The organism is Nonomuraea antri (assembly GCF_013283785.1).
GTDB lineage: Bacteria > Actinomycetota > Actinomycetes > Streptosporangiales > Streptosporangiaceae > Nonomuraea > Nonomuraea antri.
This window is the reverse complement of sequence record NZ_JABCPZ010000310.1, coordinates 1-10,629: the sequence shown is the minus strand read 5'-3', so window position 1 is coordinate 10,629 and position 10,629 is coordinate 1. Positions and strand designations below refer to the sequence as shown.

11 protein-coding genes are annotated in these 10,629 nt (G+C 68.7%); 1 reads left to right on the top strand and 10 read right to left on the bottom strand.

Features of this window, described 5'->3' with window-relative positions:
* The 9 genes from HII36_RS50040 to HII36_RS50000 form a co-directional block, all read right to left on the bottom strand.
* Positions 1 to 608: serine hydrolase (locus tag HII36_RS50040; protein WP_173530461.1), on the bottom strand; the 608-nt coding region annotated here is incomplete at its 3' end.
* Positions 609 to 691: 83 nt separating this feature from the next.
* Positions 692 to 1,636 carry a quinone oxidoreductase family protein gene (locus tag HII36_RS50035; RefSeq protein WP_173530460.1) on the bottom strand — a complete coding sequence of 315 codons (945 nt, stop codon included), beginning with the start codon at positions 1,634 to 1,636 and terminating at the stop codon, positions 692 to 694.
* 22 nt (positions 1,637 to 1,658) lie between these two features.
* Positions 1,659 to 2,531, bottom strand: a complete 873-nt coding sequence (locus HII36_RS50030) for an alpha/beta hydrolase (protein WP_173530459.1) — start codon at positions 2,529 to 2,531, stop codon at positions 1,659 to 1,661.
* 89 nt (positions 2,532 to 2,620) lie between these two features.
* Entirely contained in the window at positions 2,621 to 4,015 is a 1,395-nt protein-coding gene (locus HII36_RS50025; RefSeq protein WP_173530462.1) for an NAD(P)/FAD-dependent oxidoreductase, read from the bottom strand.
* Positions 4,016 to 4,179: 164 nt separating this feature from the next.
* Positions 4,180 to 4,968, bottom strand: a complete 789-nt coding sequence (locus HII36_RS50020) for an ABC transporter permease (RefSeq protein ID WP_173530458.1) — start codon at positions 4,966 to 4,968, stop codon at positions 4,180 to 4,182.
* Entirely contained in the window at positions 4,965 to 5,822 is an 858-nt protein-coding gene (locus HII36_RS50015; protein ID WP_173530457.1) for an ABC transporter permease, read from the bottom strand. The genes HII36_RS50020 and HII36_RS50015 overlap by 4 nt, the downstream gene beginning before the upstream one ends.
* A 3-nt stretch (positions 5,823 to 5,825) precedes the next feature.
* Complete coding sequence (locus tag HII36_RS50010) at positions 5,826 to 7,019, bottom strand: polyamine ABC transporter substrate-binding protein (protein ID WP_236004905.1); 1,194 nt, start codon at positions 7,017 to 7,019, stop codon at positions 5,826 to 5,828.
* A 45-nt stretch (positions 7,020 to 7,064) separates the two neighbouring features.
* Positions 7,065 to 8,132 (bottom strand): ABC transporter ATP-binding protein, encoded by a 1,068-nt coding sequence (locus HII36_RS50005; protein ID WP_173530455.1) that lies wholly within the window; start codon positions 8,130 to 8,132, stop codon positions 7,065 to 7,067.
* 22 nt (positions 8,133 to 8,154) lie between these two features.
* Positions 8,155 to 9,588 (bottom strand): gamma-aminobutyraldehyde dehydrogenase, encoded by a 1,434-nt coding sequence (locus tag HII36_RS50000; RefSeq protein ID WP_173530454.1) that lies wholly within the window; start codon positions 9,586 to 9,588, stop codon positions 8,155 to 8,157.
* A 203-nt stretch (positions 9,589 to 9,791) separates the two neighbouring features.
* On the opposite strand from HII36_RS50000, the gene HII36_RS49995 reads away from it, so the two are divergent.
* Positions 9,792 to 10,286 (top strand): Lrp/AsnC family transcriptional regulator, encoded by a 495-nt coding sequence (locus tag HII36_RS49995; RefSeq protein WP_173530453.1) that lies wholly within the window; start codon positions 9,792 to 9,794, stop codon positions 10,284 to 10,286.
* Here the strand turns inward: HII36_RS49995 and HII36_RS49990 are convergent.
* A partial coding sequence (locus tag HII36_RS49990) for a cyclase family protein (protein ID WP_173530452.1) occupies positions 10,283 to 10,629 on the bottom strand: 347 nt, incomplete at its 5' end. The genes HII36_RS49995 and HII36_RS49990 overlap by 4 nt on opposite strands.

Genomic DNA, 10,629 nt, shown 5'->3' with positions numbered 1-10,629 from the left:
GCCCCGCCGGCCAGGGCGCGCAGCAGTTTGATCCGGTCGGCGGGGCTGGTCTTGGTGCCGCCCCAGTACTGGGTGGGCCCGGGCACGGTCTCCGTCATGCCCAGGTCCCGGTAGAAGCCGGCCATGCCCTCGTGGCCGCCGACCCGGTTCCACAGCGTGTCGGCGGCGCCGTTGTCGCTCTCGGTGATCATGCGGGTGGCCAGGTCGCGCTCGCCCTCGTCGAGGCCGTGGCCGGGGTCGCGGCGCAGCAGCGCGGTCAGGATGTCCACCTTGACGCCGCTGGCCGTGATCGTGTCGTGCTGGTGCTCGCCCTCGCCCAGCGTGGCGCCGCTGACCAGGTCGTACGCCGCGTAGAACACGCGTCCCGGCCGGGTGGCCAGGTAGGCGTGGATGTCACGGATGAGCGCGGCCCTGGCGGCGGCCCCGGCCCGCGGGTCGGGGATCTTCAGCAGGCAGCGGGCCACCTTGGCCGGGGCGTTCACCGCGGCGGGCAGGCCGGGCGCCCGCTCGGTCCCGCAGGCGGCCGGCAGTGCCGCCGGCAGCAGCAGTGTCGCCGCCAGGAGCCCGAGCCGCGCCGCCGGCCGGGCGGCCTTCCATCTCGCACGCACGCGCCAACCCCCGTGAATCTGGTCGGGGGTCTAGATGATCTCCTGCCCAGCCGCGCCGCCTGCCACACCCGGCCGATTCGTGGTCAGATCTTCAGCACGACCTTGCCGGTCGTCCGACGTTCCGCCAGGTCGGTGAGTGCCTGGCGGGCCTGTGACAGCGGGTATTCGCCGCCGGCCTGGGGCCTGATCCGTCCACCTGAGGTCAGTTCGAGCAGTTCGTTCATCACCGCGGGTTCCAGACCGCGGGCGGCGAGCAGCGGCTTGAGCCAGAAGGCCGCCACGCCGACGTTGCCCGGCGCCAGACGTCCTGGGTCGACCGGCTCGGGCGGCCGGCCGGAGGAGGAGCCGTAGCTGATCAGGCGGCCGAAGGGGGCCAGCGCGGTGAGCGCGGCGTCGAAGACCTGCCCGCCGACCGCGTCGAGCACGACGTCGACGGGCATGCCGCGGTTCGCCTCGATGACCCGCTCGGCGTAGCCGTCGGCCTCGCCGTCCACGGCGGCGTCCGCGCCCAGGTCGAGCGCCACCGACCGCTTGTCCATCGTGGACGCGGTGGCGACCACCCGCCCGGCGCCGAACACCTTGGCCAGTTGCACGGCCAGGCTGCCCACGCCGCCGGCCGCCGAGTTGACCACCACGCTCTCCCCCGGCTGCAGCCGGGCCGAGGAACGCAGCAGGTGCCACGCGGTCAGCCCCTGCACCAGCAGCGCCAGCGCCTCACCGGCCCGCATCGACGGCGGCACGACCACCATCCGGGCCTGGTCGAGCACGGCCTTGTCGGCATAGCCGTTGGCGGTGAAGCCCATCACCCGCCGTCCGTCGGAGGTGTGCCCGATCACCTCGCCGCCGGGGATGAACGGCAGCGCGTCGGGTGCGGAGTAGTCGCCGGAGATCTGCCGTACGTCGGCGAAGTTCACCCCGGCCGCCTCCACGTCGACGAGCACCTGGCCGGGGCCCACGACCGGGTCGGGCACCTCGACCTCTTCGAGCACTTCGGGCCCGCCGTAGCGGGCGAACTGGATGGCACGCATGATTACCCCCGATTCATCACGTTCAGCAGTGTTCGCGCAGGAAGTCGGCGGTCGCGTCGACGGCCTGCGTCACGTACGGCTCGCGGTCGTACAGGTCGATGTGCTGCTTGGCGTCCACCCAGACGAGCTTCTTGGGCTCGTCGAGCCGCTTGAACACCTCTTCCGCGCCTTCCGGCGAGCAGAACCTGTCGACCACGCCGTGCACGATCAAGGCCGGTTTGGGTGACAGGAAGTCGGCGCCCATCATGTTGTCCAGCGTGATCAGCTCGCGGATGCTGACCCGCGTGACCTCGTTCGCCCACGTCGCCGACGCGCTCCGCGCGGTGCCGTAGTAGGCGAACGGCTCGTCGCCCGGCATGGCGGCCTCGCCGCCTTCCGACACGGCGGGCAGGTATTCGGCCGGGCCGCCCCGGTCCTGCCGCTCGGCCACCTCGGCGAAGGCGGCCAGCGCGGCCTGGTAGTCCATTCCCGTCCGCATGGCGTAGGGGTTGTTGTAGGCCCCGGCGATGCCGACGAACGCTTTGACCCGGGGGTCGAAGGCGGCGAACTTCAGCGCGTAGCCGCCGCCCAGGCAGATGCCCACCGCCGCGATGCGGCCGGCGTCGACCTCGGGCCTGGCGCGCAGGAACGACACCGCGGCCCGCAGGTCGTGCAGCTTGCCCTGCGGATCCTCGTGCCGGCGGGGCTCGCCGCCGGACTCGCCCCAGTTGCGGTGGTCGAAGGCCAGGGTGGCGAACCCTCGCTCGGTCAGCAGTCGCGCGTACCGGCCGATGACCTGGTCGCGCACTCCGGTGAACGGCCCGGTGAACACCAGCCCGGGCCACGGCCCCTCGCCCTCGGGGACCAGCAGGTCGCCGACGAGGCGCACGTCGTCGGCAGCGAACTCAACCCTCATGGGTCCTAGTCTGCGCGAGACCGTCCGGGCCCGCACACGGGGGTGGCGGGCCCGGCGATCAAGGCGCGGTCAGGAGACGTGAGGCGCGGTCAGGAGTCGAATCCGAGCCCCATCCTGTCGAGCGTGCGCAGCCACAGGTTGCGCTTGCCCTGATGCTGGTCGGCCTGGGCGATCGACCATCGGGTGAACTGGATCACCCCCGAACGCACCGGTTCCGGCGGGAACGGGATCGGCTTCTCCTTGACCATCCGCAGCTCGGTGCGTTCGGTCCGCTCGCCGGACAGCAGGTCGAGCATGACGTTCGCGCCGAACCTGGTCGCGCCGACCCCCATCCCGGTGTAACCGACGGCGTAGGCCAGCCGGCCGCCGTGCGCCTGACCGTAGAAGGCGCTGAAGCGGCTGCAGGTGTCGATCACCCCACCCCATCTGTGGGTGAAGCGGACGTCGGCGAGCTGCGGGAAGGTGTCGTAGAAGTGCCCCGCGAGCTTGACGAACGTCTCGTCGCGCTGGTCGTACTCCGGCTTGACCAGGCCGCCGTTGTAGTAGACGGCGTCGTAGCCGCCCCACAGCACCCGGTTGTCGTCGGTCAGCCGGTAGTAGTGGAACTGGTTGCCCGAGTCTCCGACGCCCTGCCTGTTGTGCCAGCCCACCTCGGCGAGCTGGGCGTCCGACAGGGGCTCGGTCATCAGCGCGTAGTCGTAGACCGGCACCACGAAGTGCTTGAGCCGCTTGAGCAGCGGCGGGAACACCCCGGTGCCGAGCGCCACGCGACGCCCGGTGACGGACCCGTACGGCGTGTGCAGGCTGATCGTGACGCCGTCGTCCTGCAGCGAGCGGACCGGGCTGCGCTCGTAGACCCGCACCCCGAGCCGCAGGCAGGCCTCACGCAGCCCCCACGCCAGCCGGGCGGGGTCGAGCATGGCGCAGCCGCTGCGTTCCCAGAGCCCGCCCAGGTAGGTGGGCGAGTTGACCTCGGCACGCACCTGCTCCTGGTCGAGCGGTACGTAGTCGAGTCCCAGGTCGGAGATGAGGTCCAGGTGCTCGTTCAGGTCGTCGAGCTGCCACGGTTCTGTGGCGACGTGCAGTTCGCCGGTCCGTTCGAAGGAGCAGTCGACGCCGTAGCGCTCCAGCGTGCGCTCGATCTCGTCGATGTTCTCCACGCCCATGCGTTCGAGCCTGGAGATGTCCTCCGGCCAGCGCTCCAGCCCGTTGGCCAGGCCGTGGGTGAGGGTCGCCATGCAGAACCCGCCGTTGCGGCCGGTGGCCGCCCAGCCGATCCTGCGTCCTTCGATCAGGACGACGTCCTGAGCGGGGTCTCGTTCCTTGGCCATCAGGGCCGTCCACAGCCCCGAGAAGCCGCCGCCGACGACGACCAGGTCGGCGGTGGTGTGTCCGAAGAGCCGCGGCTGCGGCTCAGGTCTGGCCGGACTGTCCAGCCAGAACGGCTTGCGCTCCGCGTCAGCAAGCGCCTTCAGCGGATCCACAAATTTCACTTCCCTACGAAAGTTAAGTTGTCTGTTCTGAGAATTGCGGGATCCAATGGGTGATCACGCGCGGGTTCCCCCCGCCGAAATCCGATCTCGCCTCCCTGTTCTGGGCCGTGGTATGCCAAATCCCCCCGCCGGCCGGCGGGGGGAATGCTGGAAACTCAGGTGGGGCGGCGCCGCCCGGCGATCGCGTTGGCGACCGCGATGAGCACGCCGACTCCGAAGATGATCGTACCCATGACGTTGACCTGGGGTGGAATGCCGGTCTTGACCGAACCGACGATCCACAGCGGGAATGTCATCGTGGAGCCGTTGACGAAGCTGGTCACCACGTAGTCGTCGATCGACAGCGCGAACGCCAGCATCGCGCCCGCCGCCACGCCGGGCATGATCGCGGGCAGTGTCACCTGGCGGAACGTGCCCCACGAGGTGGCGCCCAGGTCCCTGGCCGCCTCTTCGAGCGACGGGTCGAGGGTGATCACCCGCGCCCGTACGGTCACCGTCACGAACGACAGCGAGAACAGCACGTGCGCGATGATGATCGTGGCGTGGCCGCGCGGCAGGTTCGCCGAGACGAACAGCGACAGCAGCGAGGCGCCCATCACCAGCTCCGGCGTGGAGATGGCGGCGAAGACCAGGAAGTTGGTCAGCCCCTTGCCGCGGAAGCGGTAGCGGCCGAGCGCCAGCCCGAGCAGCGTGCCGATCACGGCGGTGACGAGCGTGCTGGCCACCGCGATGGTCAGCGAGTTGACCAGCGCGGTGGACAGGTCGGAGATCTCGAAGAGCTCCTCGTACCAGCGCAGGGTGAAGCCCTGCCAGGTGGTGTTCGACTTGCTCTGCTTGTCGTTGAAGCCGAAGGCGATCATCACCGCGATCGGCGCGGACAGCCAGAGCACGACCAGCCAGGTGTAGGCGCGCAGCAGCTTGTCGCCGGTCCTTCGTCTGATCATCGGGTCGCCGCCGCTTCCAGGACGTTCTCCGTGCCGAGCGCCTTGGCGTAGACGAAGATCCCCACCAGCAGCACCGCCATCAGCATGAACGACAGCGCCGAGGCCGAGGGGTAGTTCAGGTTCGTCAGGTACTCGGTCTGGATGATGTTGCCGATCATGGTGTTGGACGTGCCGCCCAGGATCTGCGCGTTGACCGGGTCCGCGGTGGCCGGCACGAACGTCATCAGCACCCCGGCGAACACGCCGGGCAGCGACAGCGGCAGCACCACCTTGCGGAAGGCCGACACGCGCGAGGCGTACAAGTCCTGTGCCGCCTCGATGACCCGCGGGTCGACCCGTTCCAGCGCCACGTAGATCGGCAGGATCATGAACGGCAGGAAGTTGTACGTCAGGCCCCCCACCACCGCCACCGTGGTGGCCAGCACGTGGAAGTCGGCGGGCAGCAGCCCCCAGCTCTTCAGCGTGCCGAACAGGATGCCGTTGTCGGCCAGCAGGAAGCCCCACGAGATCGTCCGCAGCACGAACGACACGAAGAACGGCAGCAGCAGCAGGAACAGGTACATCGACTTGCGCGCCCCCGCCTTGAAGGCGATGAAGTACGCGACCGGGTACCCGATGACCAGCATGGCCACCGTGGCCATCGCCCCGTACAGGAACGAGCGGCCCAGGTGGGTGCCGTAGCGGCTGATGGCGTCGCCGTAGTTGGAGATGGCGAAGGTCTGGACGAAACCGTCGATGTTGTTGCCGGTCGTGGTCGAGACCGACGCCATCGCCGCCAGCGGCACCACCAGGAAGATCGCCAGCCAGAGCCAGCTCGGCAATGCCAGCAGGTAGGGGGTGAGACGACCCTTCATCGGCTAGGCCTGGGTGACCGTCTGGAAGATGCGGTTGAAGACCTGCTCCTGCTGCGTGGTGAGCTTGGTGTAGCCGTGCAGCTTGGCGTAGTCGGCCTCGGTCGGGAAGATCAGCGGGCTGCCGACCAGGGTCTCCAGCGCCTTCTTCTCCTCACCCTTCAGCGTCTCGGCCTTCGACTTGAGAATGCCGTGCGCCGCCGGGACCGGGGTGACGTACTGGATGAACTCCTCCAGCTCGGCCGCGACCTCCGGCTGGTAGAGGTAGTCCATCAGCATGAGCGCGTCGACCGGGTTGGCCGCGCCCTTGGGGATGAGCATGTTGTCGGTCCAGATCGTGCCGCCCTCCTCGGGCACCACGAACTTGACCGGCTCGCCGGCCAGCTGGCGCTGGAAGACGTCACCCGACCAGGCCATGGTCAGCCAGACCTCGCCCTTGGAGACGGCGTCGATGTAGTCCTGGTCGTAGTATTTCCGGATCAGGCCGGCGTCGCGCTGCTCCTTGAGCTTGGCGCCCGCCTTCTCCCAGTCGGCCTGGGTCGACTTCTCCGGGTCGATGCCCAGGGCGTACATGCCGAAGTTGCCGATCTCCTGAGCGTCGCGCATCATGCCGACCCGGCCCTTGTACTTCGGGTCGAACAGCGACTGGATGCTCGTGATGTCGTCCTTGACGTACTTCGTGTTGTACGCGATCCCGGTGATGCCCGAGGTGTAGGGCACCGTGTACTGGTTGCCCGGGTCGTAGGCCCGGTCCTTGTACTTCGCGCCCGCGTTGGCGTTGAAGTTCGGCAGCTTGGAGTGGTCGAGCGGGACGATGTAGCCCAGCTCGATCATGTGCTGGAGCTGGATGCCGTTGGTCATGACGACGATGTCGTAGCCCAGCGACTGCCCGGCGCGCAGCACCGGGTCGGCCTTGCCGAAGAACGAGGCGTTCTCCTCGATGACTTCCTTGTACTCGTACGAGATGCCGGTGGCCTGCTGGAACTTCTTCAGCGGCCCCTGGTCCTCGGGCATGTACTCGGGCCAGTTGGCGAAGACGACCTTGCCGTTCTTGGTCTGCTTGGCCCAGTAGTCCTTGACCGCGTCGGGCTTGGGCGGGGCGGCCTTCTTGCCCTCCACCCCACAGGCGGCGAGGGCCAGGCCGGCGGCGGACAGACCGGCGATCTTGAAGACGTCGCGACGGGTGCGGGGCTGGGTCATGCCCCTCAGGAGGGCGGCGGGGTGAAGGTTGTCCATGGGGTCCTATCAACTTCCAATCACGTAAGAGTGCTGCGCCTCCCACGACAGCCACACGGAGTCGCCCCGCTCCGCCGTCGCCGTCGCGTCGTGCGCGTTCTGCTCGAACACCGTGACCTCGGCCCCGTCGGCGAGGCTCACGGTGTAACTGTTATACGTGCCCAGATAGACCATTTCGGCCACGGTGCCCCGGACCGCGCTCAGGCCCTGGCCGGGCTCGTCCGGGCAGATGGTGATCTTCTCCGGCCGGACCGTGACCGTGACCTCGCCGGTGTGCCCGGGAACCACCACCCGGCCGCCGGAGAGCTCGAACGCGTCGCCGCTCACCGTGCCCGACAGCAGGTTGGAGGTGCCGATGAACCCGGCCACGAACGCCGTCGCCGGCCGCTCGTAGATCGTGCGCGGGTCCGCGAGCTGCTCGACCAGGCCGTCCTTCATGACGGCGATCCTGTCGCTCATCGTCAGCGCCTCGCTCTGGTCGTGCGTCACGTACACGAACGTGATGCCGACCTCGCGCTGGATGCGCTTGAGCTCGATCTGCATGGCCTGGCGCAGCTTGAGGTCGAGCGCGCCGAGCGGCTCGTCGAGCAGGAGCGCGCGCGGCCGGTTGACCAGGGCGCGAGCCAGCGCGACCCGCTGCTGCTGGCCGCCCGACATCTCGCGCGGCCGGCGCTTCTCGCGGCCGGTCAGGTCGACGATCTCCAGCATCTCGCCGACGCGGCGCTTGATCTCGTCCTGGGGGGTCTTCTTCTGCTTGAGCCCGAACGCCACGTTGTCCCACACGCTCATGTGCGGGAACAGGGCGTAGGACTGGAAGACCATGTTGACGTCGCGCTTGTTCGGCGGGACGTTCGTGACGTCCTGGCCGTGCAGTCTGATCAGCCCCTTCGAGGGTTCCTCGAAGCCGGCGATCATGCGCATGGTGGTGGTCTTGCCGCAACCGGAAGGACCGAGGAGGGAGAAGAACTCCCCCTCCTCGATGCCCATGGTCACGCCCTTGACCGCCTGGACGACCTCGCCATGCGAGAGGTACTCCTTGACGACGTCCTCAAGCTCGATCGCGTTCAGCTCGGCCATTCCAGGAGGTGTCCTTCGTGTGCTATTCGCCGATGTAGTGCATGACGTGCTTGACCCGGGTGTAGTCGTGCAGACCGAACACCGACAGGTCCTTGCCGTATCCCGAGTGCTTGAAGCCGCCGTGCGGCATCTCCGAGACGAACGGGATGTGCGTGTTGACCCAGACCACGCCGAAGTCGAGCCTGTTCGACATCCGCATGGCGCGACCGTGGTCGGAGGTCCAGACCGAGCCGCTCAGGCCGTACTTGACGTCGTTGGCCTTGGCCAGCGCGTCGGCCTCGTCCGAGAACGTCTGGACGGTGATCACGGGACCGAAGATCTCGTTCTGCACCATCTCGTCGTCCTGCTTGAGCCCGTCGACGACGGTCGGGGCGAAGAAGTAACCCCGGTCGCCGACCCGGTGACCGCCCGTGAGCACCTTGGCGTGGCCGGGGACCCGGTCCATGAAGCCCTGGACCCTGGCCAGCTGGTTCTCGTTGTTGAGCGGGCCGTAGAGCGCGTCGGCGTTGTCCAGGTCGCCCGTGACGGTCGCCGCGGCGGCCTCGCTCAGCGCGGCCACGAACTCGTCGTGCACGCTCTCGTGCACCAGCACGCGGCAGGCCGCGGTGCAGTCCTGGCCGGCGTTGTACAGGCCGGCGGTGGCGATCGACTCGGCGGCGGCCTTGAGGTCCTTGACGTCCTCGAAGACCACGACCGGCGCCTTGCCGCCGAGCTCCAGGTGCACCCGCTTGAGGTCGTCGGCGGCGCTCTTGGCCACCGACATGCCCGCGCCCACCGAGCCGGTGATCGCGACCATGGCGGCCGTCGGGTGGCTCACCACCAGCGCGCCGGTCTCGCGGTCGCCGGTGACGACGTTGAAGACGCCGGCCGGCAGCACCGACCCGACGATCTCGGCCAGCTTGAGCGTGGAGGCCGGGGTGGTGTCGGACGGCTTGAGCACGATCGTGTTGCCCGCGGCCAGCGCCGGGGCGATCTTCCACACGGCCATCATCATCGGGTAGTTCCACGGGGTGACCTGGCCGATCACGCCCACGGGCTCGTGCCTGATGACGCTGGTGTGCTCGGCGAGGAACTCGCCGGCGGTGGGGCCTTCCAGGGTGCGGGCGGCGCCGGCGAAGAAGCGGAAGTGGTCCGCGGCGACCGGCGTCTCGTCCTCGGCCATGCGGGCGCGCGGCTTACCAGTGTTGCGGCACTCGGCCTCGTTGATCTCGTCGGCTCGGGCTTCGATCGCGTCGGCGACCTTGAGCAGCAGGTTCGCCCGCTCACCCGGGGTGGTCTGCCCCCACGACTCGAACGCGGCAGCCGCGGCGGCGAACGCTGCATCGACGTCCTCGACACCGGAGACGGGGGCCTGCAGGTAGGCCTCACCCGTGCACGGGTCGATGATGTCAGAGAATCGGCCGCTCTTGGCGTCCACGAACTCGCCGTTAACGTAGTTCTGCAGACGGGTGGTCAAGGCATGACCTCCTCGTGAGGTGGCTGAGATGCCGCGACTCTTACAGAGCAGTTGCATCAGGACAAGGGATTTCGTGGTGAAGATATCAAATTGCTACGAATTCGCTTGACAGAGCGCCAAGAACTGACAACATGTCGCACCAGGACGGCAACAAAGCGGGAACGCCCCCGTAACGCCGGACCGCTAGGGAGGACTCCTCTGCCATGACGACGCCGCCCCGCGTACGCAGAAGCAACGGTGCCGCTCCGGGCCAGTTCGTTCTCGACGATCTCTCCAAGCAGATCATCGAGCAGCTCCAGTCCGACGGACGCATGCCGTACGCGGCCATCGGCAAGGCGGTGGGCCTGTCCGAGGCCGCCGTCCGCCAGCGGGTCCAGCGGTTGCAGGACGCCGGCGTCATGCAGATCGTCGCGGTCACCGACCCGCTCACCCTCGGCTTCCCCCGTCAGGCGATGATCGGGGTCAACTGCGAGGGCGATCTGGAATCGGTGGCCGACGAGCTGGCGGCGATCGAGGAGATCGACTACGTGGTGCTCACCGCCGGGTCCTTCGACGTGATCGTCGAGGTGGTGTGCGAGGGCGACACGCACCTGCTGGAGATCCTCAGCAAGATCCGCGCCATTCCGTCGGTGCGGGCCACGGAGTCGTTCGTCTATCTCAAGCTGCGTAAGCAGACGTATTCCTGGGGCACGCGCTAGCCGATCCGCGCCACGGCCCGGACCGGGGCGCCGTCGGCCCCGGCCAGCTTGATGGGCAGCAGCGACACCTCGACGCGCCTGCCTGCTTGCTGCGCGTCCAGGAGCCGGTCCAGGCCGCGCAGGTTCTCGGCGATCACGGCGTGCGCGCCGCACAGGACCCGGTGCGCGGGGAAGTCCTCGGCCGGCGTGGGATCGACGCTCAGCGCGTCGATCCCGACCGTCCGGACTCCCCGCTCGACCAGCAGCCGCGCGGCCTCCTCGGTGAGGTACGGATGCCGGGGGTACTCCTCGGTCCCCCAGTACCCGTCCCACCCGGTCGCCACCAACACGATCAGCCCACTTC